Genomic DNA, 26734 nt, shown 5'->3' with positions numbered 1-26734 from the left:
TACCCCTCACTACTACTTTTCTTTCCATACGCTTTAAATGTCATTCATATTAATGTTTAAGATTTAACTAAATAATTTATTGGGAATAATAATAGGAGATTATTAATTATGTTGGTATTCATCCTTTCATTGAATAGCAAAACATAATTAAAAATATAAATACTTATTAGTAAATATCATCTACAACATTAAAAGAAAAAAAACTAATTTCACTCACATAAACCTCAGCTAATAAAAATACAGTAGTAAATAATCAATATATATATTTATAGGGGATAACTTACTCCCTCCTAACCCCTTCTGGCATCTATATTCTTTCACTTTCCCTAAATCCCTGAAATATCTTATTCCTATCAATTAACAAGCAATAAAACTCTTATTAACTGTTTCAACATTTATGTAAAAGACTTTCCACAGCCTTATTTCAACTACTAACAATATCCACAAACGTGAAATCGATTAAAAAAGACAGAGAATTGTAAGTAAATTACATATTTTAAGCCAAAAAAAAACGAGTTCTTTTGAATTTTAAAAGAGACTCGTTTATAACAATGACAAATAGCCTTTTTCATTTTATATTTTTGAAAAAGGCTGTTATGTAAATAATGGAGGTATTTCAGTATTTGTTTTCTGATAAGCAAACCGTATCAATGTTCTCGTATGCTCATCTGACTTAACAAAATCATTTAAGAACCCTTTTAAGCGAACTCGGAAGAGACCTGGAAGGTTTCTTGTTTTCGAATGTTCTATCGCGTATATCGTTCTTGGTAATATATCTACTAGTAAATTTTTTGTTATATGTAATGCCATATCGTTTGCTACTACATTCGGCAGTTTGTGTAAATGTGTTAATACATCTGACTTAAAGATATTAATGCAATTTGTTAACTCACTATTTTTGTATTGTATAGAGCTGTTTTTAAAGTGTTTGCGAATTTCTTTTCTTGCAATCGCTGTAATTGCTTCTTCAATCGGATTAACTTCTCGTTCATTAAACGCATCTGAATTGAACCTTAATTCAACTACAGAATTTCCGAATGTATCCCGTTGTTCAAAATTAACCTCTTTGATCAAACCATTTCCATTGTTGATAAGACGCTTCAACCAGTCTTTACCGCTTCGTAAGCTCTTCTTCATTTTTAACAGCAATGGTTGGATCTTACGTTTGATAACAGACTGAGATTTATTTGAATAATCGCGATATAATGCATTAATGATGTCCAGTAGCCCAACTATACCTGAAACATCTCTAGCTTTAATGAATGCATTTAAGTATCCATTTTCAAAAATATAATGAGGAATACGGAAATAGTTGAGTTCTGCTGATTTTTTGGGGTCATCTTTTACTGCAAAACGTGATACTAAAGGTATTTGTATGTAATGCTTCTGGTTTACTGATACTCTACATACAAAACCAAGATCTTCTAATCGTAATAAACCTTTATTAATCGAGCTATATGGAAGATCATATTTATCAGTTAAGTGTTTTAGGACAAAATCGTCTTCACGTATTAATCCTTCTTCATCACAATTACTGCGGAGGAGTAAATATGTAACTAGGGATGCAGCTGTTAAACTAGTAGAATATTCGCGGAAATGTAGTTTTAAAAACTCTAATTCAGCTTGATAGAAAATAATTCCATCTAATTTACGCACTTTTGCCATATATTAACTCCTCCTTTCTATGTAAAACACGTTGAATTTTTTTGTAAGACTTGTTATTATGTAAGTAACTAAACAAGGCCGTTTTTTGGCAATATTAAAGTGGCCCTTTTCAATCTAATTTTTTGAAAAAGGTTGCGTTAGTATTTATGAAATTGTATTTAGTAATTAGTTATTCTCAATTTTAAGACCACTTCGTAAAAACTGTGACCAGCAGCTTTTACACCAAGTCAATCGAATCGACCAAATTCGAATGACGACTTCTAAAGCATCCGCTTTGCAGACGACCAAATCTGTGAAGCGGTTTTTTCATTTTTGTCTTATATTTCTTGTTGTTTATAATCATTTAGTACTTCTAGTAGTTGCTTTAGAACGTTCAATGAGTTTAAACTCTCCACGCTCAAATGCGTCAATTGCATACTCTAACAATGCAATTCCTACTCTTTGATCTGTTTGGAGATCGTGTTTTTGACGGATTGCATCAACTTTTTTACTCATATCCTCTTCCAAACGAACTAACATAGATTTTTTTTGTCGCGCAGGTGTTGCTGTACGAGTATAAGTAACCATCCTAATTCCTCCTTCAGAAAAAAATGTGTTACACATTCAAAATTAACACACTAGAAAAGAGATTACAATAAATTCATTGATATATTTGGCAAGAGTTGATATGATTATTCTTAGAAGTCTTAAAAAAGGCAAAACTAAAGACGCCTCAAAAAATCCGATTTTTTGAAGTGGTCATATATTCATTTATACATCTTAAAACCTAGTTTGTGAAAACTGTTCCCGCAGTTGTTCACGCCCGTCTAGAGAATTTCCCGATTCACTAGACTAAACCTAAAGCACGCCGTTTTACTTTGATTGGTCATTGTAAAGCGGCTTTTTTGTCGTTAATATTCCTTAAAATGGATTAAAGAATAAAAAAAGAGCATACGAAACTAGTCGTATGCTCGGTGCTTCCGCAACATATTACAAAACGGGAATATTTAAGATATTTTCAAAAGCAATTATCTTAAACTTCCGCTAATATGTCAAGGGCACGTTAGTTCGACAAAGTTTCTATTAAGCCAGTTCCCCACTAGCTATACTTGCTGCAGCAGATGAAGAGGACCACGAAAAAAAGACCATCTATTAAACTAGAGGCCCTACCTATACGTCGCCAAAGAAACTTTGTTTACTGTTTATTAAAATCAGATAATTAGATAAACGATTAATAGTTTTATAATAAAATTGATTGCAATATTTTTTATTATTGCTTATAATTCTATTTGTATTAATCAATTTAAGAAATTACGATAAACAAACTTTGCTGGTGCGTATATCGTAGACCAAAAACCTCTTGCTGCCAACAAGGGGTTTTTTACTTGTATGAATTAAATTCCTAAGTTAGAAAAATTAATTCATATACATATAATAAAACTAAAAACCAAGCTAGATGTCAAGAGAATTCCAAGGAATGCTCTATTAAGGATTGGTTACAAAAAAAGCGACGCTGATAGATTCGTCGCTTTTTTATTATATATATTTGTTATGTTATAGAATTTCAACTAAAGATTATATTTGCAGCTAATCAAACAAGAGAAAATGACTGCCGTTTAATTATTGCATTAAAGGATAAAATAGCTTCCTTTACTTTTTGAACTACTGCACTTACCATCCGCACAGGTGTCGCGTTGGCAATTTGCTGTTGTTTAGATTCTAGGCTGCCTTTAAATACAAAGTCATCGGGTATAGAAAATAGACGAGCACATTCTCTAACTGAAAGTATTCTATCTTCTTCAGGATGAGTAAGTAAGCATTTTCTTGGATTTACAACTGTACATGAAGGCTTGTCCCATTTTAAACGCTTATATACATTGCTTTGAGTACTTCCTTTAAACATACTTTTAGTTTTTAAATGATCGGGCAAATCTTGCCAATTTCCTCCTTGAGGGATACATTTCATTCTCTCAATGGTGCCCTTTTTCGAGAATGTAAAATCTTCTTGATTTGGTACCTTTGTATCCAATCCTTCAAAAGCTTCATAAACCGTTCTCGGTACTTCTGTATTCGGTTTTGGTAATGAAATAGGACCAATCTTAGAACCTATTAGAAAAGCCCGTGAGCGGTCTTGTGCATCTCCAAAATCCATGCTGTTAAGAACACCATGGGTAATATGAAAATCTTTAAGCTCATCTTTAATTTCTTGTAAGAACTGCCCTTTCCCAGCGGTTAAAATTTGGGGAACATTCTCTATGACAAAGATTTGAGCATACTTATTTGCTTTCACAGAACTAATAAACTCACGAACAAGTAAGTTATTTGGATTTTCTAAAAAGCTCAAACGTCTATTTGCATTTGAGAATCCCTGACACGGGGTACCGCCAAAGATGATAGGAGCATGGCAATTCATAAATATAGATTTATCGAATTGTGTTATATCGGTTACATGAATATGATCACCGAGATTGTATCGATAAGTTTCAGCTGCTTCACTATTTTTCTCTACTGCACATACAACTTCAATACCATTTTGAATGAATGGAATATCCATGCCACCACAACCGCTGAACAGGCTGATAGCACGCATAAGAAGCGGTAAATTTTCGGCCAGCTTATAACCTTTTGTTTCAGTTGTTTGATTAAATGAAACCGTAAAGTCATGGCCACCTACTACTGAAGCTAGTTCTTCTTTATCAATAGAAACATTAAATGTATTAGTAGATTTTTTAAAATCAAATAATCTAAATATAGATGATTTTTTAATCTTACGCTCTTTAATTCCTTTTACAAGGATCTCGTTTTCTAAAATGAGCACTTCTAAATAATCAGCGCCTTGAAATGCATTAAGGGCCTTTTTATCTCGTATATCAAGTACTGGTTTATAGCCATCTTTTAACTCACGTTTCGAAACGGTATTATTGGTTTGTTCTTCGCACGGAACAATTCGTATCTGTTTTTTGTTTAGATCAACTAAATATTTAAAATTATGTCCAATTTTAAAATTGGAATGTTTTAATTCCTTATCCTGAATGTAAATCCCGCGACTAGATAGTTTGGCTTTACGTTTCTTTAACCATTTTGAAATCATTTGTTTTAATCCCCTTCTTAAAGTTTTCATATAAAAAGAAGAACGATAATTGGCATTCGTTCCTCTTTTATAACAAGCTATTTATTTTCTAGTTCATCCCTCAAAATGTTCATAATTTTCACGGAATGCTTATTGATTTCATCAGTCAATTTCTTCATCTTCTTCATCCAGTTGGCTACAATCGAAATCGTGTTCGAAATCAGTGTTTAACTTATCAAAATCAGTATCTTCAGGGTAAAGCTCAATAGCTATGCGGCCACATTTAATACACTCCTTCAAAAAATGTTTATTCTACTGAACATTTTCTTTCTAACGTTCAATAATTCAATTAAATATTAGTAATTAGATTAACATTATAAGTACCTCATATTACGTTCTTGTAGATCGTATGCTGTAATGATGTAATCTTTATGTAGTACCTTGATACTGCCAGTTACTATTACATAATTGTCGAATACCTCCTCGACTGCTAAGTCTAGAACTTGTCCATCTATTTCGAACTGAATAGAAGCTCCAACTTCAGCAATCTCTTTTACACCTACGTATTCGTTCATTTCCTGTTCCTCCTGGTATAATATCTCTTTGAATTAGAAAAGAGGAACGAATTACCTCGTTCCCCTTTTAAAATTCATGATATGAATTTTTTAAATTTCTGCACTTAAACGCCCCATGTTCTTCGAACAGACTCTAAGGCTTCGATTACAATATTATCTTCAATTTTTGTAATACCTTTTCCTGTAAATTTACAACCGTAAATAGCTTTGGGATAAATTGTGTTTTTATGGTTAGATGAGACAAACTCAACTAACCCAGACTTAATGAATATTTCTCCACGACTATACTTAGCTATTGAGTCAAACGTGATCATTTCTTCAGGTGAAAAATCGTCTGAATAACGGTGCGGATAATCAAAGTAAGTAGCTGAAAAAATATGTTTCATATTGTCACCTAATTCTTCGTTTGAACTAGGAAATACGTTATTCTTATCTGTCCCAAACATAATAGCGTTGTTATCCTCTTTTTCAGACGGGATATATACAGCTACGATATGGAAATCTTCTCGTACCATGACTGGTTCATTTATTTTGAAATAGCCGCTTTTGATATTGGATTCACATTTAACGCATAAATCTATATCATAATCAATCATTTTTACTTCACACTCATCAAATGTTCCTCCACACTTTGCACAAGTAGCCTTTGTTTCATCCATTTCATCGAAAAATGAAATATTATCTTTAATTATATTCATAGCTAGCTCCTTTTCCTGGCACTTAATATAGTTCAATTTTTAATCTACTTTTAAAACTTGTAATGAACCGTTTTTCATTTTAACTACAATCGTATAGACTCTAGCTATTAATGGTGAACTTAGAATTTCCTCTAAATAATCTGAAGCAGCTCGCAATGCATAAGTATGTTCTTTGGATGATTCATTGAAATTAATGAAATCCCCTTCTCCTTGTAATGTAGACCAAAAAGAAGACTTGTAAGCTGAATTGATACGTTTCTCCAGACGTTTAATTAATTCTTGTGGCATAATATTGCCTCCTAAAAAATTATTTACTAAAGAAAACGCAAAAAAGCACCTCATTTAGTAAATGAACAGACTTATCCTATGGGATAAGAATGAACACTAATTAAATGAAGTGCTTTAAAACCTCTACCGTTTGGTTGAGGGTATGCGTAAATTCAATAGTATGTTGATATTATATACCATAAATTAATAAAAATCCATAAGAAAAGGCCCAATAAATGGACCTTTTAGTAAGTTGTTAGTATTTTATTGGAAGTACTAGTTGAGTGTTGCTTGTATCTTTACTAATAATATAAACAGGTTTTTGTTTGGACTCAATAACAATAGTCACTTCCTTACTGCTATGTGATTTGATTGCATCAATCATATACTTAGCATTCAAGACAATCTTCTCAGATAAGATTTTTTCACTTGCTTCTATAAGTGAAATTGTAGAAGTCATGGAACCGTCTTCAGCATTAGAGAAGATCTTAATGCTGTTTTCAATCATTTCAAGGTGGACCATTGGTTTACCTTTATCATTTTTAGCAAATGGTATAGCTCGGTCAATAGCATTTATAAGTTCTTTTGCATTGATCTTAAGATGTGAAGATGTATTTGTATCTCCTATGCTAACTAATTTTGTAGTGTCAGGAAAAACACCGTCAAGTAAAAGTATGAATACAATTCTATCTTCTTGTACTAATTTAACGTAGTTTTCTAAAGGTGTTAATTTAACTTTTTCATCTCCATTTAAAGTCTCTAAGACACTCGCAAATGGCTTTGATGGGATTGTAATATTGTCAATAACGATTGACTGTTCTGCTTCATATTTACTTAATCTATGACTATCTGTTGCTACAGCTGTAAAAGTTTTTCCGTCTCCCTTAATGTTAATGCCTTTTAAGATTGGACGAGAATCACTTTCACCAGCTGCAAACCCAGTAGTAGAGATGATGTTTTCAAAAAATGATTTAGGTGAATTAATCGATTCTCCTTCTTTCCCAGACGGGGGTGCAGGGAAATCATACTCTAGAGTCGCTACTTCTGCATTTACTCCATCAGAAGTAAGAATTAATTTTTCCCCTGTAACTTTAATATTGACTGTTTCTGAAGGAAATTTACGTAGCACCTCTTCAAATTTATGAGTAAGTGTTGCTTGGCCAGGTACTTTTACAACATGTACTTGTTCAAGATCTTCTTCTCCAACTATTTCTAAAGGCAGTATATTTTGATAGTAAACTTGCTTGTCAGTTGAACGAATTGTTAACCCATTTTCTGAAGCGCTAAGGGCAATATACGGACTACCTTCAGTAATTCCCCCACCCTTTATTTCTTTTCCACGGAATTTGCTAGCAACTGCTAACTCTTTTAGTAAAATTGATTTCGTTACGTTAATCTCCATAGTATTTATTCTCCCATTCTCATAAGTAATTTAGAAAACGAACAGTATTTAAACCACTGTTCGTTTTAATTGAGTAGTATTTATTTGGCATTTTTTGTCAGAAGGGTAAATCATCTTCAGACACTTCAATCGGTCCTTTACTATTGGCAAATGGATCTTCATCTACTCGCGTATAGTTTGGTTGATTCATTGATGGTTGATTTGGCTGATTACTATAACCACTATAAGTGCCCTGTCCACTAGTTCCACCAAATTGTTGTTGCGGTTGCCCACCATAAGATGGCTGACTGTTTCCTTGGGTTTGTCCATTACTTTGCCCGCTGTTGTTATTACGAGGCTCTAAAAACTGTACACTATCCGCTACAATATCAGTAGTGTATACGCGCTTTCCATCTTGGCCTTCAAAACTACCAGTTTGAATACGACCCTCAACACCAATTAAATTGCCTTTTCTCATAAAGTTGGCAAGATTCTCAGCTTGCTTACGCCATGCTATACAGCTGATGAAATCCGCTTCACGCTCACCTTGTTGATTTGAAAATGTACGATTCACAGCAACTGTAAATCTAGTACATGCAATTCCATTGGGTGTATAACGTAGTTCAGGATCTTTAGTTAGTCTTCCGACTAATACGACACGATTTATCATTTGAATTTCTCCTAATCATTTAAGTTTCTTATAATGTATGAACTGTATCGAGTGTTACAGCTCGCTGACTTTTCGTTGTTAAATTAAACTCTATTGGTAATTTGCGATTATGAACAAGGTCATCTAATCCTTTACCGTCTTCTAGGTTCCATGTCCATATAACAGAATGAACACCTAGCTTTGCTACTTCAATTGCAAATCGGTTAACAATCTCCATAAGTGTAGCTTGCTTTTTCACGCTTTCCTCTGAATCATCGCTACGTTGCAAAGTATCCATATCATAAGCAATTATTAGCTTTTGGATGTTCCATTTGCGGATTAGCTTAAGAAGTTCATTAAAATTACCTGCACCTGGTAAGCCAGCTGCAAATACATTAAAAGTCTTTGCACTAATTTTGGCCTTATGCTCTCCTTCTGTAACTAATAAAGTTCTTGTCTGGAATAGGTTAGTAACATTAATTCCTCTCTCCCAAACTTTTAAGTAATCCGGTGGTACCTCTATCGTTATAGGAGCTCCACTAGAAACACCATTTCTTCTTGCTTTTGTAATCGTGTTCTCGATTTCAATATTATGAGTAGAGGAAAACCATATATATTTAGGACTTCCACTATCTTTGCGTACACGTAGGCGAACGATATAACCGTCTTCATTGAAAACAGGAATAAAGTATCCATTTGCTGCACTCAATACATAGAACCAGTGGCCATTGTGTTTCTTCCCTTTAGAATCTGTAAATACCCCTGCTTCACCAATCTCTCTAGGTATTCTAGAATCAAAATAATCTGGTTGGAAGATTTGTGATAATCCTGGAATACGTTCAAAAGGATACTTTAAAGATTTCAAATGGGCATAAATATTAATCCACTCTTCTAAAGAAGGGACAGATCTAAACATGTGAAGATTAATTTCTTCAATAGAGTATCTTCGTTTCCCCATTAATTCATCTACATGTTCTTTTCTAAGGGGACACAATTTTAATAATGCACGATAAAAAGCATCAACAACTTGGATAGGTTGAGACTCAAGTTCTTGTGAAATAATTTTTACTGAGGGCTTATAAGTATTGCTACCAGGCTTCATAATGGCCCCACGTTCATCTTTCACTTCAATATCCATGAGTTGAGCAATGCCTAGTACAGACTCTTTAAATTTACCCTCTCTTTGACCGAATTGGTGCCAAGAGTATAATGCAATTGCATTATTTCCTTTTACATCAGCACAATGGAAACAATTAAAGATGTTCTTGTTTATCTCGATACAACATGTATCAAGCTTTGACTCATTATGAGAAGGGTTAGGACATGGAATAAAAAGTTGTTTTCCTACCCTTTTTGTTGGTAGACCTAATGCTTGTGCTAAGTCTATGAGAGTTACTGCTTTGACTCTTTCCACACTTTCTTGACTGATTTTTGCCATTATAAACAGCCTCCTTAAAAAGTTTAACTCTTAGACGAAAAAACAAAAAACGCCCTTTAAGAAACGAAGGCACGACAAAATCAAGTCGTATTCGTCACTCAAATGAGCGTTTTAAAAAAAATACTGCTCTTCCGTTTGGATTGAGCGTAAAAGTTTCGAAGAAAAGTTATACTTTTAGTATATCGAACCAATCAAAATTTGTCATTATAAATATTCTCAATGGGTTATAAAGTAACCCATTGATAAAATTTTTAATAACCTTTATAATTTCATGTATCCATTTGCAATAGCGATAAGATTTATTCTATAGGTTCTATTATATTTCTTCTCACTTTTGTAATTGTCCTAAAAAGGCTCACTCGGTGGCTTCGAGTGGGTTTTTTGTTTGTGGACCAGCTATTAATTCATCTTACCCCTTCCCTTGAGTGCTTTTGAATAAATTCGACATCTATGCCATCTTTTTTTAGAAAATCAAATAAATCCTTAAAACACTTTTTAAGTTTTATATTCATCCAATCTGAATTGCTGTCACAATAACAGTGTTCAACCTCAAAGTAAATTATTGCATGATCAAAATTTACAACTGCAATCCGTTCATTATTGATTCGTAGTATTTTCACAAGAAAACCCCTTCAAAATTTCAATCCTTTCTAACTATTATAAATCCCTCAATAATCTTGAATATCTACCAGTTCCAGTTGTTATTAATAGCCAAAGTTTTAAGCGAACTAATACCCCTATTTTCTCTACTAAAAGGAATATTTCATCTGGGCATTTCCAATGGTTTAAATAGGTAACTATACTGTTCAAACAATTCCTCCTAACTTAATTTTAATGATTTAGTCCTTCATGAAATCAGTTTCGCTTTATCTATCACTTTTCCTGTATAGATTTTAAAATTATTTATTCAAATACTTTTATGCGAACTTTCTTAACTCCCCAATTTTTAGCTTCGGTTTCAGATTGAACAAAAATGTCTATCTTATTACCTTTAATTGCTCCACCAGTATCCTCAGCAACAGCTAATCCATAGCCTTCAACCCAAACTTTTGAACCCAGCTTAATAACAGATGGATCCACCGCAATTACTTTCAATCCTGGAGCAGAGCCAGAGCGTAAATTAATTCCAGTGGCGGTTGTACCTGAACACCCCTTACAATAAGCGGTATAAGCTGTTGCGAGTACATAAAATTCATTTTTGTTATCTGGTTCAATTGATTCGCTTGGTACACTTGATATTGTTGTTGCTCTTACCTCTTCCTCTTCCTCTTCCGTTTTAGTACCTACTGCAATCAATTTATTTTTAGGTTCTTTTAAAACTTTCTCGGATTGAAGATATGTAGCTACAACCTGGCCATTTTCCTTCATGATTTCATAAGTCCGAGAAATAATGCCTTTCTCGCCCTCATTTACTACCTTTTCTCTTCCTTTTTGTAATGTAGCATCTTGCCTTTTTTCAACTGCAAAATCTAATGTGTCTTTCACTACATCAATATCCTTTTCTACGCGAACAACTGTAATAGTACTTCTTGGAGTAAGAATGTCCTCTAAGTCACTTTCAACACGGTCGAATTCGTTTAATTGCACTCCTTGTTGTTCTAAAAAGTTAGCGACTGTAGTTGCAGTTGACCAGACAGTACTTTTCTTAAAACCATCGATCAGTGATACTTGGAATGCTTTTTGGATATCAATTCTGTTATCAGCTCCAATTTCTGTCTCTAGGTCCTGAACTAAAGTATCACGCTCCGAAACATCAATATTTAAGTCTTTTAATATGTCTTTGACATATTTTTTTGTTGTCCAAATTTTTGACTGATTTCCATTTACAGAAATAGTTACCTCCTTGGCCGGTTTCCATGAAATTGTTAAATCATTAACAATTTTGGTATTTAGAGAAGGGGCTACTTGGTCATGCTTTGCTACTTCTATATTTTTTTCTAGTAATAATTGTTTTACAGTATTAGCATGTGTTACTACTTCAATAGTTTCACCGTTAGCATTGAGCTTAATGGTTTTTTTAGTATCTTGATAAAGGACAAATGAAATTAAGGATATAAACAGGACAAGTGAAATTATTATTACTATCACTGTTTGCATATTCTTATTTGACTTAAAAAGTAAGTTCTTCATTGAATCATTAGGGTTTTATCAAGTTTTAGTTTTAAGTTTGAATAGTAAGACATGCCTTTACCTTGTATTCCTTTAATTAGTAAATTGTTTTTAGGAAATTCATTTAAGATTATGCATTCACTATGATCTATAGGGTTTTCTACACCTGAAATATCCAAAAACTTAACCCCTTTCATCCAATTACTGTGTTTTGTTTGAAAAGTCATTATAATTCCCCTTTATTTTTAAAGTTTTTTTACGTTACCCCTTGTACTATTGGAATTCTCGTATAGTTGCAGTGTAGCTATCTATTGCATCTAAAAATTCATCCATATCCTTTTTTACGTCAATTTCTTTATTCTTCAAAACTTTCTCTTTGACACCTTCCAAGCTATACACAATTTGATCAAGTGCTGCACCGTAGTTGGCATATTTTGAATCTGATTTCCCGCGTGACAGCACTTCATATGAATTGCTTTTGATATCTTCAATGCGTCGTTCTAATAGCTCTAATACATACTCACTCTTAACTTTTTCTTCGTTGTAATCTTGAATAATATGTATGATTTCGCCTGTGTTGTTTACCAAAGAAACCTGGTCGGAAAAAAGGATATATTTTTCTAGCGCCCAACTAAAGAAAATACTCGTGATAATACATCCTAGCGCCCCCCCTCCAATAAATAAAAGTGATAGTTTAAGATATTTCTTTTTCATAGATTCAACCTCCATTAAACTGTGTTTACTATCAACACTATGAATTACTTTGGAATTTCAAAAAATGCCATGTATTTGGGCTTGAAAATGGCATGTCCGATAATATCCAAATTGCTGTTAGAATGAACTACTTCGTTCCAAATCGCCTGATGCTTTCTGGCTATTAGATAAAAATCAACAATGAAATTAGTCAAGTTTTCTCTTTGATTACCAGTCTTTAAATCTGATAATGAAAAAGGAGCGTTTTCTAATCCATCTGCTAACATGCAAGCAAGACTCCTGTATAAAGGATGGTCGATATTATTTAGGTACAATTGGCGAATGAAAATGATACCAAAGTGTGTTGTTTCAGTACTTATTCTTAGAATTTCTGAATCAGTTTTTGTCTCAAGATATTCATAGAACTTCTTAGTGCTAAAACTTGTTGATAAAAATGATAATAACTTTCTTGAAATATCCTCTTTATCTTTACTTCTTATTCCTACATAAGGGAGTTCAGATCTTGTGTAAGCTTCACATACAAATTGATCAATGGAAATTTTATACTTCTTCATAAATTTGCTTTGAGCGTTTGATTTGCTAGATGCCCAAATAACAAAGCGAGCTGGACAATCAAATGTACCTCTCCTTTTAGGAGACAGTAAAATGTAATATCTAAACATTAATCACTACTCCTTATTTCTTTTAATTACTTAGGAAACTGATATGTGATTGTATCATCACCATTAACAATAAAACCGTTTCATGGATTCATTCCTATTTTTGGACATAAAAAAACCACACACGTACCCTTTTGTACGCATGTGGTTCTTCCAACATGGCTAATGTTGTATATGTGATTAAAGAACATAATACTATAAAACCATTATTTTGTCATTAAAAACTAAATAAATAAATCTAACATACTATAAAAGGGCTTATTATCATTAAATTTCAGATAGAAGTCTAAAGGTTATTCTCCGATTGTATACAAACAAAAAAACCACATACGTGTCCCATAAAGGACGTATGTGGTTCTTCCAACATATAGAATGTTTATGAATTTGGTATATTTAATACTACTATAAAATATTTCCAATGTCATCATAAACATTTAAACTAGCATACCTTACTTCTTTTTCGTATTTCATTTAGTTCTGCAGCAGGCTTACATGCAACATGCTGGACGAATAAATTTATCATTATTTCTTCAATTGTTGGTTCAATTTGTTTGTATGGTAATTCCACACGTTTAACTTCAATACCTGCTTCATAAATGCATAGGTCTAAGCCAATTGGTTGGAAGCAATAATAAGTTGGATACATTGTAAAATGAGCTTTAACTTTTTCCCACTGTTCTTTTGAAAACAGGAGGTCATTATAAGATTGATTTGTTCTTTTATGGATCAATTTACCGAATCCCATATATGTAATTTCAAGAACAATATTATCTCGTTCGATCTTCCCTACAAGCTCTTGTTTGCTGCCTATTTCAATAAACGGCTTACCTGTATATTGTGAGACGAAGCGGTCATTAATTTCCAAATGAAAACCATCGACTTCGTATTTTCGATACATAATGGTCATCACTCCATACATTTAGTTATTAGCAAAGCTGAGGTTATTACTCAACAATGATGACGTTGCTTCCCCAATATTTCGTTGAATCTTAGCAATGTTCTCTTTTACTATTTCAATTAAGCAGGCAAAACGATTAGTTTGTAACGCTGCAATACCTAAGTTTCCGCTTCCTGCGCCTTGATCAAGAATAATTTCGCCTGGTTTTGTAACCATTTCTATCAACTGTTTATATAGCTCTACTGGCTTCTCTGCTTGATGTATGCGGTCTTTTAGTGGAACAGACTGAACATTAAACATAGTAGGTAGCATTTGTGAAGTCCCTGACATATAGCAAATTTCACTTGATTGCTTCATTTTCTTTTTATCTAAACGTAAGCTTCTTGCTTTCGGTCCTTTTACTAGGAAGAGGATGTCCTCACTATTTTTACTTTTTCTTCCAGTATTCGAAACGAATGTTCCCTTAATCCAAGTTACTTTGGAGTAATATGTTAATCCACATTGTTCGGCCATTTCTTTTATTGAATATATATATTTCCAGTTATTGGCGTTTTCCGAGGGTAAAAATTCAATGCAAAAAGATCCATTTTTTAATACCCTTGCCTTTTCTCTAAAGTCCTTTAACTCATAGCGAAAGGTTGGATAGGTATTATCAAATTTTCTAGATCCTCCTGAATTCGATAATGGGTCATACCATGCGTGATCATTGATAAGAGCATCGATGGACTCATCGTCAAACATTGATAAATCTCTGCCATCGCCTTCAATAAGCAAAACGCCAGCTTGTTCATCTGTAAGCCAATAAACTCCTCTAGCTACACGTTTAAACATATCCATATTGTCATAAATCCTGCCTCGAACGGTGCTACTAGGTTTATCTATAATCTCATTGCTTATTTCTTGAAGGCTTGCAGGTCTTCCTAATCTTCTTAAAACATCTGCAATCCGGTTTTTTAGAGTTTGAGAGTTAGACATATCGCTTACCTCCAAACGATATAATACTTAATACTTCTAAGAAATCTTCTAGCTCTAACATAATGTGGCCTCCAGGTTTTTTATTTACTACTTGAGACAAAAAAACACCCAAAGTATGCAAATGTACAGACCAGTCCAGTAAGGATTGGTTTTTAACACTTACACATTTTGAGTGTTTAGATTATGCATTACCGTATGGATATGCATATTAAAGTCAATAAGTAGTATTTTTTTATTTTAGTAAAGTATAAATTAAATGTCAATTATCATGTCAAAAGTAAAAATGTCTGTAAAGTGAAACTAATCTGATATGGTTTCCTAGTCATTACTATACAATGGTTGACCAAATATTTGGTCAAATGAGTCTTCATACATATTACGTACATTTTGGTTACTGGTTGGAGCAGCAATATAAACAACATACCATTCAAATTCTTTAAACGGTTCTAAGGAAATATTAACTTTTGCGCCATCAATTGATAGCGTTATTTTATAGAAATTAGAATCTTTATTTAATTCCAACCCCGATTTCATAAAGTCTTCAGCATAAAGATCATTAAATAAATGGCTTTTTAAACGCAACCGAACATTATATCCTTCGCCTCTATAGATGGCCTTTATTTGTTTTTCTGGCAGATCGCTGAATATTGCCGTACAATCATTATTTTCATGATTAATATCAGAAAAGATTATATAAAAGCCTGGTTGTGAAGGAACTTTATCTAGACTTTTCGCATCAGTTATTTTAAATGTGTGAATATTCCTACTACGGTCGATGAGAGTCGAGTTAAAAGTTAAGTTTTGAAAAAAGGGTAAGACTTCATCTTCTCTAATTTTTTCAAGAAACTTATAAATTTCTTCTCGAATGTACATTACTTTGATCTTTGTCATATTAAATCACCTTATTAGGAGTTATTAGGTATTAATAAAATTGCATATGTTTTTTTGTTTAAAATAAGCAAAAATGTTATAATTAAGTATACAAAATAAAGGTTTCAAGGGTGGTCGGCACATCTTCTTACTTTGCTTTTGCAAAGGAGAAAGGAGGTGATGTCGATTGACAACATTCGAAACATTAACCCTAATGATCAGTTTTTCTTCATTAGTTGTGTTGATTCTTTCATTGTCATTTACTTTTACTAAAAAAAAGTAAATCACCCCACTTATACCTTGGCCGGTTAGGGATGATTTACTCTCTCAGTGCCAATCGCCTTTGAAGCGATTTATTTTGTTAGAGGACTGTACAAGCGTTGCACCGCTGTACGGTCCTTTTAATTATCTGTTTGATTTACGTCAAGTATACCATATTATTTACAAATTTCAAATGATGTACATTACAATATGTTCACCCATTGAATTTAATACCAATCACTTATTCGTAGAGCTCGCATTAATACTTTAGCCATTTCTGCTCGTGTTAGATTTCGTTTAGGGTTAAACTTAGTTCCGTACCCACTCACAAGCACATTCTGAGTAGCAAGATATTGTACAGCTTCTTGAGCATATTCACTAATTTGACTCATATCGGCTAATTCCACTTTTGTTTTAACGTTTGTGTCAACACCCATATAGTTCAGCATACGCACTATCATTGCAGCTGCTTCTTGGCGAGTTAAAGTATTACTTTCACCAAATGACCCATCTGTGTAACCAGTTATGATACCCGCTTCATACAGGGCTTGTACCTCTTTTTTATACACATTCACATCTTTAAATTTGTATTTCTTGCTATTCGTTCTTAGTTCAAGCGCACGTGCCAGCATCACGCTAAATTCGCCACGTTTGAGGTCTTTTTTGGGACTGTAAGTAGAAGGTGTAGTCCCTTTTACGATCAAATAATTATACAAATCTTCCACTTCTTGATAGCTAAACAAACCATCAATATCTTTAAAAGGGACAGATACTCGATCGGTAATGAGTAAACCATAATTGTATTTTGTCGTAATTTTCAACTTTGAGTGGTTGTCTAAATAATGCGGAACGGTTGTAAATAATCCGTTACCCTCATCACGGATAACTCGTTGCCCTTTTTGATTTTCCACATCTTCTCTAGGATTCTCTTGTAAGGGCTCCGTTGTACCAGGTGTCGTAACAAGTGGAGGTGTTACTGGCTCTGGCTGATTTGGACCAGGCGATTCAGGTTGTGGTGTATCTACTTTTTTATAAGTGAATGTGATTGTAAATATAGTGTTGTTTTGAGTAATCTCTACAGATTGTTGTTTTGATCCCATTACTTCGTAACCTGTGAATTCTTTTGCTTGCTCAATATGCGAACCCAGTGGCAAATTATTGACTACTTTAGAATCTAAAACAGTCTCATTTTCATCCATATACTTCACTATAACTGTTCCTTGAACCATTTCAGGTGGTTTTGGTGAGTTGTTTTTAGAATAAACAAAAGTTATCGTATGTTCTCGATTTTTGTTTGTATTTTCAATTGTGATGGTTTGGTCATCTTTTACAGTATAGCCTGCGATTTGTTTGGCCTGTTCAGTGTGCGTACCAAGAGGTACATTACTGACCACTTTAGTATCTAGTACTTTCCCCTCTTCATTTACATATTTCACCGTTACTGTTCCAAAAACGATCTCTGGTGGGGGTTTAGGAGAAGAATTTTTAGAATAAACAAAAGTTATCGTATGATTAGGATTTGCGTTTGTTACTTCTACAGTAACTGTTTTATTGCTTTTCACTGTGTATCCCGAAATAGCTTTGGCAGCTTCAGTATGATTTCCCTTAGTAGGTTTGCTAATAGTTTTTGAATCAAGTAACGTTCCTTGTTCGTCAACATATTCCACTTTGATAGCCCATTCTGCTGGGTTACAATCATTAGAGAATATATCATTCTCTTTAAATGTGTGTCCATTGGCTTGTGCATATGCTTCTGCTGCAGAGTCTTTGTCTCCCCAAATTGTAAAATCAGCTGGATTTACATTTGAAGACTTGAAGGCATCGATCCCTATCGTCTTAACTTTAGGATATAAAGTAACACAGGACATATTGTGGTTAAGAAAAGCTTCATCACCAATTGATTCTAAATTCTTATTAGATTTAACTTTCTCTAGAGCAACATCTCTAAAAGCTCCACTTTCGATACTAACGACAGGATCAGGAACTTCTAAATATGTTAAGACTCTAGAAGCCATAAACATGTTTGGAGGTATGATAGGTGCTTGAGCTTTGTATATAAATTCAGAAACATCAATACCCCTGAAAGCATTAGGTCCTACATTAATAACAGTATTAGGTACTTCTAGGGTACTGTAGAATTTAGCTTCTTGGAAAGTCGTATTTCCTATTGATCGTGTATTGCTAAATATATCTAATTCTTTTATATCTGAAAGTATAAAGGCAGCGTTCCCAATGTCACCTATACCTTTTCTTACTATGAACTTGTCCATTTCTACATCTATAAAAGAATCATTACCAAGACTACCTACTCTACCTTCGACAATAATTTCTTTTACCCCATTAAATGAAGAGCCTTTAGTGTATAAAAAAGAACCATTACCTATGCTTCCTATGTCTCCTTTAACATGCAATAAAGGAATGTTAGTAGAAAGAAAGGCATTGTTTCCTATTTTACCAATACTTCCTTCGACATTAATTCCAATTTTCACATTTATATTTAGAAAACTAGAATCCATTAGTTCTCCAATGTTTCCTTTTACTAATAGTGTTCCTATATACTGTTGAGTTATATCATCACTTATAAAAGAGCTACTGCCTATAGAACCTATATCTCCTTCAAAAGTTAAGTTTTCTACTTTGGAATGTAAAAATGTTGAATCTCCTAAAGAGCCTACATTTCCTCTGAAGGTAACATCATTAAATTTTCCTTGTAGGAACGTACCCTCTCCTATATCACCTACATCATCACCAAATTCTATAGAATTAATAAGACTTTGCTGTATTGAATATTTTTCTGTAGAAGTTACTTTACCTAAGATTCTTAAAGAATTTATGTTGGCTCTTAAAAACGAACTGTTACTTATATGACCTATATTGCCCTCTGCTAAAAACTCAGCAATAGTAGCATCTAAGAACATAGCAGCCCCAAGTTCATTTATGTCTTGTTTAAGTGTAAAATTCTTTATTTTTGATTCTCTGAAAGTCGTAGTTCCCATTTCATTGACAGTACCTTTTATTATGATATTCCCTAATTCAGAATCTGAAAAAGATTCATCTCCTATCTTACCCCAATTACCTTCAACTTCTATATCTCCAATCTCAGTTTTAAAGAATGAAGCCTCCTCTGTAGAGCCAATGTTACCATTAATATTTATTGGACCTATTTTACTTTCCATAAATGATTCTTGACCAAATGTTTCTACATTTCCTTCTACAGTGAAATATCCTATTTCAGAACTTCCAAATCCATTCTTATCGATAAAATCCACATTTCCATTAAATTTTATACCGTTAAGGATAGTATTATAAAAAGCCTCTTTACCAACTCTCTTAATATTTCCTTCAACTATTACCGATGTAAATTCTTTGCCCTTAAAAGCCTTATCTGCAATTTCAACGACTTCTAACCCCTTGATACTAGGTGGTATTACAATGTCAGTATTTGTACCATTATATCCAGTTATTGAAGCTGTACCATCTCCATTATCGTTAATTTGAAAGTCAGTGTTGTTAATTAATTCAAGATGAAGTTCTTCTTCAGATTTGAGATCCTTTTCTTTTCCATCATTTTGTTCAATAGGTTCCTCATCTTCAGAGGGTTGCTCTCCATTTATTATTTCTTCCCCTGTAGTCGGTTCGATTGTCTCTTCTTTGTCTGAAGATAACTCATCATCTATACTTGAGTCATCTTGTTGTTGTTTAGTAGGCAAGTCTTGCTCAATACTTTGTACTGGTACTACGTCTTCAGCAAAAGCAGATAACGGCGTAGCAACTAGATTAAATGCTAATAATGTACTTAGACCAAACGATATTTTTTTTGCCAAATTGAATCTCCTCTCTAGATAAAAACTTCCATAAAAATAAATAGAATCGGTTTATTGTTGAGGTCACCTCTTTTTCCACAAAAAAAGGAAGCACCGAAAAACACACGTATACGTGCATTTTTCGGTACTTCCGAAATTTGATTGTTTTATAATACTAATTTACTAAAATTATAGTTTATCAATTATATATATTCAACTGCTTTTTAAATAGAAAAGGAAAACATAGGTTAAATATCAAAATATGAGAATTAAATTTACATCTGCTGGCAAATATTTTATAATATAAATAATTAAATGACAGCGTATAAGGGAAAACCCCTCAATACTTGACTCTTTTTGAGACAGTATTGGGGGGTTTCTTACTTTACCTATCATAAGATTGGAGGTGAATGTATAGTGATTACTGCTGAAATTATATTTTATGCATTACTGATAATTATGGTTATGCAAGCTATTGCTTTAACAGAATGTGGACGCATCGTGTATATGAACTTGAAGCGTAATACAAAGGATTACAAAGGTTTAATTATCCCAGTAACATTCTTTATTGGTTTAGCTCTTTTTTCTGATCGGTTAATGAATTTCCCAATATGATAACAAAAAACAAAGTCCAAGACACCTAAAAAAAGGTAGTCTTGGCCTTTATTATTACATAAGATTACCCATATCAGGGTGGGCCATAACCGACACCTCAATGATACAGCCAAGAAAGATTATTAGGTTTTAACTGAAAAAGTATTGAAATCCTACTTAAATAGAACAACTAATTTTTTTCAATCAAGTGCCAAGTATTTCTCAAATAAGTTTTTGGCATCTTTATAAATATGATTTTGGACTGCAGCTTTGAATTTTTCTAAAGAATCTGTTTTAACTATGCCATTTTGATACATTGCTTCTAATGAAGGTAAAACATCATTATCATCAATAGTATATTCAGTTAGGACAAATGGTGTTGTGCTAAAATTATCTAACAATAAAAACATTCCTAAGTGTATCTTCTTTATATAATACTCATAGCCCTCGAAATTACTAGTGTATTTAATACAATCTTCTAATGCTGTCTTTGTAAATGGACCAACTACAATACTCTCATTTTTATTTTTTCTCATCATGTTTCTCCGATCTTAATATTTTTTATAGTTCATAGATAGTCTTTTGCTATTATTTTTTGACTTTTGATTGGCCAAAATATTAGTTAATAAATCGTCTCAACTTGAGGATTAAAGATTCCCCCTCATGATTCACTGTTATAGTCCTCGGCGGAGTGATAACACTTTAATTAAATGTCTTTTTAAATCAGATGCTAATCCTGATTTTGAACGTATTACTCTATTTCCGTACATTCTTTTAGCACATTGATAACCCCAATCATCGTTCCCAACAAATATACAAAAAACATCGATGCCATTTTCGTTTGCAGATTTGACCATTTCTTTTATGGTTTCTTCAGATTCATTTTCATAGAAATTTGGTGCCCCATCACTAATCATAAATGCCAAGCGAATAGACTCTTTACGATCTTTAACTTGATTTAATAAGTATTGGAGCGCAATGACATCACGGTTGCCCATCTCAGGACGTAAACCACCTATAGCCCCCTTATGCTGTGGTTTAAGTAAGTGGTCATGTGGCTTCAAATGATAAATAAAAGTGTCATTAGTAGTGAAATCACTTGTAAATGCAAAGGCTTTTGACGGTAACTTAATATTATGTGCAGCTGATAAAACAACCGATAAGGCCTCTTTCATTTCAGTGATAACTTGCTTTTGGCCACCACACATTGAGGTTGTAGAATAACTAATATCAACCATTAGGGAAATACTTGCGTCTTCCTTAGGTGAGCCCCTATTAATTTTTGTACGTATATTATCATCCTCACAATAAATAGCACGCCATACAAACTGTGGGCGTAGCCGACCTCGTTTTTGATTCTTAGTTCGAATTTCAGGGATTGGTGCTAAGATGATTTGTAAGGCTTTTTCAAGAGCAAATATCTGACGTCGATTCGAAATTACCATTTCATCAAACACCGCTTCATTTTTATGATCATAACTACATTCCTTAACTGTGTCGTTAATGGAAATATCATTTATCATGACTGCAATTGTTGATTCTAAAATTTCATCTTCTTTTAACTCTTCATGTGCCTGCTGGTGAGTATTTTCTACTTCTTTCTCAGAGTTAGCAATTAACCTTTTAAAATCAGGCTTGGTTCTAGGTTGAATGTTCTCTGGAAAGATGATTTGAATAGTGTTCTCATTAGGCTTTAAATCATCTTCTAAGGCGTCTTCTTTGCCATCTTCAATATTGTTATCATCATTATCTATAGACTCGTTATGAGGGCTTTCAGCGCTGTTAAACATATCCTTTAATTTATCCATGATTTGTTGGACGTTATTTTTAACTTCATCAGAAGTAGCCCACTCTGAATTTTCAAGATCCGCTTCTTTGCTAGTATTCGAGCTAATAGAAGCTGGTTCTTGTTCTTCCTCTTGTATCCATTGATAAAATGTCGGCCATACAGCTGTTAAATGTTCTTTACTCTTATTTAGACAGTTAATAGTAGAAGCTTGGGTAAAGGATTCGTCCAATAGCGGTTGATACTGGTCCATTAATGAAACTACATCGCTGTGCCAGCCTTCTAAATCCTCCATTTCTAAGCACCTACGACCGTACATTTCAAGAAAATCCTTAACTTTGCTTTCTCCCCGTCTTTCTTCTGGTGAAGGAGGATAAGCCCATTCATAATTTAAATAATCAATTTCATCTATCGTAAAAGGATAATCGATACGTAGAAATCTCTCTAGCCTACCGTCCAAAGCAAGGTTTCCCCAAGTTTGAACGATATTCTTTGGCCATTTCGTATTTTTTTCCCACTCCACTTTATCTTCTGAAGAATTACTAAGTATCCAATCTTTAAAGTCACTCACAATATCATAAAGTTTATGACCCATCTCATGGTAAGCAAAGCCGAGATGTAATATATGGATCTCGGCTTCAGAAAACAACTTATTAGGTTTATGGACATCATACTTTACGAAAATTGTTTTTCCGTCAAAATATGCCGTACTAAAATCTGTCCAATCAAATTCAAAATCCCGTCTTTTGAATTTCTTACGAAGATACCGGTGTAATCGTCTACCCTTTACTTCTTTTAATTTTACATTTAAACTGCTCATTAATTATCGTCCTCCTGTGCATTGGAAAAGGCTTTCTCATCCTCTGTGAAAGGAAATGGCGATAATTTTAGTTCAGAAAATGCCTCACGTACCGCGTTTCGAGCTTCGAAGTATTCTTCTGTGTCTTCCACCTTGTTGATTATGTAGTCTTCAACAACTTCAATACGTGTTTCATTGTTAAATCCAAAATTTAAGAAGTATTTTGCTGCATCGATATATCCTCGAACTGTATCTGCGCTGTGACACAAACCATCAAAGAATAACTCTTCTAGATTTTTCTTTATTGTAGATAGAAACTCAAGAGCATTAGAATCCACCAAACCACTTTTTTCTTTAATAAGGTTCTGGAATTCCATTGTTTGTGGTAGTCGAACTACTGCAAAACGATCTTTAAATGCATCATTCAGTTTATTAACATCAAAGTATCCATTACCGACATTCATGGAGCAGCACATTAAAAAATCTTTGTGTGCTTGAATTGGACCTAAAGGCGTTGCTAGGGCTTCATTTTCATCAAATAGTGAATGAAATACAGAGGTAATATCCCCTTTTAGAAAGTTAACTTCAGCATAGTTTACTAATCCACCATGCTGAACAGTTTTAGTAAATTGAGATAAATCATAAGTACTTTCATTATCACGGAATGCTGGCTCAGCAACGATGGTTTCTCTTGATGTATCTTTGTCCCCGATTTGAAGAAGTAGCGGGAAGTTAAAGATCCAGGCAAGTGTATTAATCAAAGTATCTTTACCGGTACCTTTACCTCCAATAAGAATTAAATGCTTATTATTAAAGATATGTCGCAACACTCGTCTGAAAGTCTCTCCTTGATATGGTGTAGCAGGCTTTGAGGGAGCTGTTTGTTCTTGTTGAAGCGGAACATGCATACTAATCCGTTTTCTCCGCTCCAGAATTTTATTTTGTAAGGCTATGTCAACACCTTGAGAATCTAAATAATCTTGTACTCCATTCCAACCAGTCTCCCAATCGCGGTCAATTAGTTGATCAACCGATACAGTTTGTTTATCCACTTGGTTAGTAACAGGTAATGTATCTTTTATAATTGGGAATAGGTTGAATTCATCATTTTTGTTTTCCCATCTAACTTTTTCAAATTGCTTTTCAAAATCTTTGTAGTCAGCTAACTTTGTCTTAGCATTGGTTAATTCAATTGAATGGCCAAAATGATTAGCTATAGCAGCTAATAAATTTCGATGCTTACATGGTAAATTCTTTTCAACTTCTTCACAGTAATGAACCATTAAGTGGTTCTTTGAATCGATAACCAAATAAGCATAAAGGTCAAGTTTTTTAAACTTAACTCGAATGTATAAGTTATTCTTTGTACCTTCGAAAGCATCGATATTTTCCACAAAGCCTGGAATGGAATCCTTTACTGTATTGATTGCAACATCTGAAATCGTTATTTTTTGAAAGTTAATAGTCATATTTAAATTTCTCCTTTTTGCTATGGACAGCATTATTATTTTTCATTGAAAAAGGAAACAACGTAGTTAATCGTTGTTTCCCTTTTAATTAGTTCTTCTAGTATCTAGTTGAACAGTATTTTGACTGGATGCTTTGAATTGAATTATTGAATTTCAAGCATACTGAAGTCCCTTTCTTTGCTGCTTATAACACACAGCGTTTGTAAATAAGTATGGTTTTTCTTGATTCTTAAAGTTGATTTTCCCACGTTCAACCATTGATTGGACAATTGTTTCTAAGCTAATAACACGGTCAGCAATAGTAGATAGTTCACAACCAGGAGTGTAGTCACTCATGACAACATGTACACGAACACCCATGTTCTGAGCTTCTTTAACAGCTGGCACAAGATCACTATCAGCTGAGCAAACTATAATATCACGTGCTCCTTTTAAAGCCTCTTTGTAGATTTGTAAAGCGACTAAAACATCTACACCCTTTTCAATTCGATTATCTTTTGATTCTCTAACAGCTAGTCCTTCCAGAACATTTACACCGCGCTTCCGTAAAGCATTAAAGAAAGTAGATCGATTAGCATGAAAAACTTTATCTTTACGTTCTACGTTTGCACAAGCAAAATAAGGAGTTACTTTTGCATTAGCAATAAAACCTAGAGTTTTGTAGAAATTGGTCCAAGAAAGTCCATGGACATTAATTTTGTGTAATTGATGAATAACATTCATTTCGTCTACAATAATTGGGATATTAACATTTTTCATAAATATCTCTCCTAAAAATATTCTTATCTATTAAAAGATCGTCAAGCATACAAGATATACTAAATCGAGGACAATTCTTCTAATGATAGCTGTCTAAATGTCTCCTGAAAATATGGGAAAGCTTGCAACATTTCTAGATCGATGCCGCTTCCACTGCGTTTATCTAACTGCAAACACCATTCCTGATTGCCATATGGTATAGCAAGTAGTGAAATGTCGTGTAATGGTAAGATATAAAACATGCCGTTATGGGTAAATCCATACTTCTCCATTCTAGGGATACTACCAGTTTCAAATAATTTGATAGACCTACAGAACAGCTTGTTTCTTTGAAAGTAAGTAAATATCTTTCTTACATCGTTAAGATTCACACACTCACCCTCAAAATAAAACAATGTACAGTGAGTACCTTCAGATACTCGAATAGTCCCCCAAGGAATATTATAAATTTCCTTCGAATGCTGTTGTCTAATTCCAGACCAAACCATATTTACACGCATGATGTCATTCCTCCTTTGTTTTATTTAGGCAACAAAAAAACGCCTATTACAAGGATTGAGTAGTTAAAGACAGACCTGTGCCTTTATCAATCGCTGTAATAAGCGTTTTTAGAAATAATGCTCTTCACCGTTTGGTTAGAGGAAAATAAGTTTAAAAATATACTTTGAGAATACCACAAATACTGGTTAAAGAAAATGAAAAAAACAAGTCCTTATAAAGAACTTGTCTTTCATTCTTCAAATGTAAAGATTGATTAAGAGTATGCTTCAAACGTTGATTTGGAAGAGAGAAAAATTCAACAGTTTTTGAAAAGAATTGATTAATGATTATATTAATCAAGTGTAATGGCATTTGCCTTTTTATCATTGATAATTTCTTTTTCAATAACTTCATAAAAATAGGGAAGTATATCTTTATCTTGAATTTCAAAGCTTGGATAATTGGTTGATTTTGTTTTCATAAAATCAAGACGATATTTATTAATTTTACTAATAACAGATCGGTTTAATAATATATCTAATGCACTGAAATACGCAACTGTACACTCTTCACCTAATCTACTATCATATTCAGCAACACTGCTACAAATACAAAGTAAATTATACTCTTCGCTATATTCAATGTCATATCTAAAGTCTTTATAATCTGTAGATACATTAATTACAAAAGGGGTAACATTATTCAAATATGCACTATTTTTTCTATCTTTTTTAGCTGCAATTTCTTTATTGAATTCAACTGTAAATTTCAATAGAATCACACTCCTATTATCAAACTTTGATATAAGTTATTAATCTTAATTTAAAATAATCGAG

General features: G+C 33.2%; 26 protein-coding genes. 2 read left to right on the top strand and 24 right to left on the bottom strand.

The features are described 5' to 3' along the window. Positions 1 to 594 precede the first annotated feature (594 nt). The 17 genes from HCH28_RS18455 to HCH28_RS18375 form a co-directional block, all read right to left on the bottom strand. Positions 595 to 1665, bottom strand: a complete 1071-nt coding sequence (locus tag HCH28_RS18455) for a hypothetical protein (protein ID WP_221682562.1) — start codon at positions 1663 to 1665, stop codon at positions 595 to 597. Positions 1666 to 2004: 339 nt separating this feature from the next. Continuing rightward, the gene (locus HCH28_RS18450) at positions 2005 to 2232 is read right to left on the bottom strand and encodes a hypothetical protein (protein ID WP_221682561.1); all 228 of its coding nucleotides are present in this window, start codon (positions 2230 to 2232) and stop codon (positions 2005 to 2007) included. A 1003-nt stretch (positions 2233 to 3235) separates the two neighbouring features. Continuing rightward, positions 3236 to 4735 (bottom strand): DNA cytosine methyltransferase, encoded by a 1500-nt coding sequence (locus HCH28_RS18445; protein WP_221682560.1) that lies wholly within the window; start codon positions 4733 to 4735, stop codon positions 3236 to 3238. Positions 4736 to 5088: 353 nt separating this feature from the next. After that, positions 5089 to 5289 (bottom strand): hypothetical protein, encoded by a 201-nt coding sequence (locus HCH28_RS18440; protein ID WP_221682559.1) that lies wholly within the window; start codon positions 5287 to 5289, stop codon positions 5089 to 5091. Positions 5290 to 5393: 104 nt separating this feature from the next. Next, on the bottom strand, positions 5394 to 5987 hold the full coding sequence (locus tag HCH28_RS18435) for a hypothetical protein (protein WP_221682558.1): 594 nt from the start codon (positions 5985 to 5987) through the stop codon (positions 5394 to 5396). 39 nt (positions 5988 to 6026) lie between these two features. Then, a complete protein-coding gene (locus tag HCH28_RS18430) occupies positions 6027 to 6275 on the bottom strand; it encodes a hypothetical protein (protein ID WP_221682557.1) in 249 nt (82 codons plus the stop codon). Positions 6276 to 6510: 235 nt separating this feature from the next. Beyond that, a complete protein-coding gene (gene dnaN, locus HCH28_RS18425) occupies positions 6511 to 7656 on the bottom strand; it encodes a DNA polymerase III subunit beta (protein ID WP_221682556.1) in 1146 nt (381 codons plus the stop codon). Between the two features lie 97 nt (positions 7657 to 7753). Further along, positions 7754 to 8305: a single-stranded DNA-binding protein gene (ssb, locus tag HCH28_RS18420; RefSeq protein ID WP_221682555.1), complete on the bottom strand. Its 552-nt coding sequence runs from the start codon at positions 8303 to 8305 to the stop codon at positions 7754 to 7756. Positions 8306 to 8333: 28 nt separating this feature from the next. Continuing rightward, positions 8334 to 9722: a DNA primase gene (locus HCH28_RS18415; protein WP_221682554.1), complete on the bottom strand. Its 1389-nt coding sequence runs from the start codon at positions 9720 to 9722 to the stop codon at positions 8334 to 8336. A 404-nt stretch (positions 9723 to 10126) separates the two neighbouring features. Further along, a complete protein-coding gene (locus tag HCH28_RS18410) occupies positions 10127 to 10342 on the bottom strand; it encodes a hypothetical protein (RefSeq protein WP_221682553.1) in 216 nt (71 codons plus the stop codon). 283 nt (positions 10343 to 10625) lie between these two features. Further along, on the bottom strand, positions 10626 to 11819 hold the full coding sequence (locus HCH28_RS18405; RefSeq protein ID WP_221682552.1) for a resuscitation-promoting factor: 1194 nt from the start codon (positions 11817 to 11819) through the stop codon (positions 10626 to 10628). Between the two features lie 29 nt (positions 11820 to 11848). Beyond that, positions 11849 to 12058, bottom strand: coding sequence for a hypothetical protein (locus tag HCH28_RS18400; protein ID WP_221682551.1), 210 nt, complete (start codon positions 12056 to 12058; stop codon positions 11849 to 11851). A 46-nt stretch (positions 12059 to 12104) separates the two neighbouring features. Beyond that, the gene (locus HCH28_RS18395; RefSeq protein WP_221682550.1) at positions 12105 to 12545 is read right to left on the bottom strand and encodes a hypothetical protein; all 441 of its coding nucleotides are present in this window, start codon (positions 12543 to 12545) and stop codon (positions 12105 to 12107) included. Between the two features lie 44 nt (positions 12546 to 12589). Further along, positions 12590 to 13207, bottom strand: coding sequence for a hypothetical protein (locus HCH28_RS18390; RefSeq protein WP_221682549.1), 618 nt, complete (start codon positions 13205 to 13207; stop codon positions 12590 to 12592). A gap of 436 nt (positions 13208 to 13643) precedes the next feature. Beyond that, positions 13644 to 14102 carry a hypothetical protein gene (locus HCH28_RS18385; protein ID WP_221682548.1) on the bottom strand — a complete coding sequence of 153 codons (459 nt, stop codon included), beginning with the start codon at positions 14100 to 14102 and terminating at the stop codon, positions 13644 to 13646. A 21-nt stretch (positions 14103 to 14123) separates the two neighbouring features. Further along, entirely contained in the window at positions 14124 to 15077 is a 954-nt protein-coding gene (locus HCH28_RS18380) for a DNA-methyltransferase (RefSeq protein WP_221682547.1), read from the bottom strand. Between the two features lie 318 nt (positions 15078 to 15395). Continuing rightward, entirely contained in the window at positions 15396 to 15968 is a 573-nt protein-coding gene (locus tag HCH28_RS18375; RefSeq protein ID WP_221682546.1) for a hypothetical protein, read from the bottom strand. A 166-nt stretch (positions 15969 to 16134) separates the two neighbouring features. Here HCH28_RS18375 and HCH28_RS25480 point away from each other — a divergent pair, with 166 nt between their 5' ends. Next, complete coding sequence (locus HCH28_RS25480) at positions 16135 to 16230, top strand: putative holin-like toxin (protein WP_221682545.1); 96 nt, start codon at positions 16135 to 16137, stop codon at positions 16228 to 16230. Positions 16231 to 16435: 205 nt separating this feature from the next. Here HCH28_RS25480 and HCH28_RS18365 read toward each other — a convergent pair whose 3' ends face one another. After that, a complete protein-coding gene (locus HCH28_RS18365; protein WP_221682544.1) occupies positions 16436 to 20032 on the bottom strand; it encodes a leucine-rich repeat protein in 3597 nt (1198 codons plus the stop codon). A gap of 396 nt (positions 20033 to 20428) precedes the next feature. Between HCH28_RS18365 and HCH28_RS18360 the strand changes: the two genes are divergently transcribed. Further along, complete coding sequence (locus tag HCH28_RS18360) at positions 20429 to 20626, top strand: hypothetical protein (protein ID WP_221682543.1); 198 nt, start codon at positions 20429 to 20431, stop codon at positions 20624 to 20626. A gap of 179 nt (positions 20627 to 20805) precedes the next feature. Here HCH28_RS18360 and HCH28_RS18355 read toward each other — a convergent pair whose 3' ends face one another. The 6 genes from HCH28_RS18355 to HCH28_RS18330 form a co-directional block, all read right to left on the bottom strand. After that, complete coding sequence (locus HCH28_RS18355) at positions 20806 to 21141, bottom strand: hypothetical protein (RefSeq protein ID WP_221682542.1); 336 nt, start codon at positions 21139 to 21141, stop codon at positions 20806 to 20808. Positions 21142 to 21279: 138 nt separating this feature from the next. Then, the gene (locus tag HCH28_RS18350; RefSeq protein WP_221682541.1) at positions 21280 to 23211 is read right to left on the bottom strand and encodes a vWA domain-containing protein; all 1932 of its coding nucleotides are present in this window, start codon (positions 23209 to 23211) and stop codon (positions 21280 to 21282) included. Further along, positions 23211 to 24659 carry an AAA family ATPase gene (locus HCH28_RS18345; RefSeq protein ID WP_221682540.1) on the bottom strand — a complete coding sequence of 483 codons (1449 nt, stop codon included), beginning with the start codon at positions 24657 to 24659 and terminating at the stop codon, positions 23211 to 23213. Before HCH28_RS18345 ends, HCH28_RS18350 begins: the two co-directional genes overlap by 1 nt. Positions 24660 to 24812: 153 nt before the next feature. Further along, positions 24813 to 25418, bottom strand: a complete 606-nt coding sequence (locus HCH28_RS18340; RefSeq protein ID WP_221682539.1) for an NYN domain-containing protein — start codon at positions 25416 to 25418, stop codon at positions 24813 to 24815. A gap of 59 nt (positions 25419 to 25477) precedes the next feature. Then, entirely contained in the window at positions 25478 to 25918 is a 441-nt protein-coding gene (locus tag HCH28_RS18335) for a hypothetical protein (RefSeq protein WP_221682538.1), read from the bottom strand. Between the two features lie 332 nt (positions 25919 to 26250). Then, entirely contained in the window at positions 26251 to 26670 is a 420-nt protein-coding gene (locus HCH28_RS18330) for a hypothetical protein (protein WP_221682537.1), read from the bottom strand. Positions 26671 to 26734: the final 64 nt, after the last annotated feature.

The organism is Lysinibacillus sp. K60 (assembly GCF_019731275.1).
GTDB classification, from domain to species: Bacteria; Bacillota; Bacilli; order Bacillales_A; family Planococcaceae; genus Lysinibacillus; species Lysinibacillus capsici.
The sequence above is the reverse complement of the archived record's forward strand: the minus strand, read 5'-3'. Positions and strand labels throughout refer to the sequence as shown.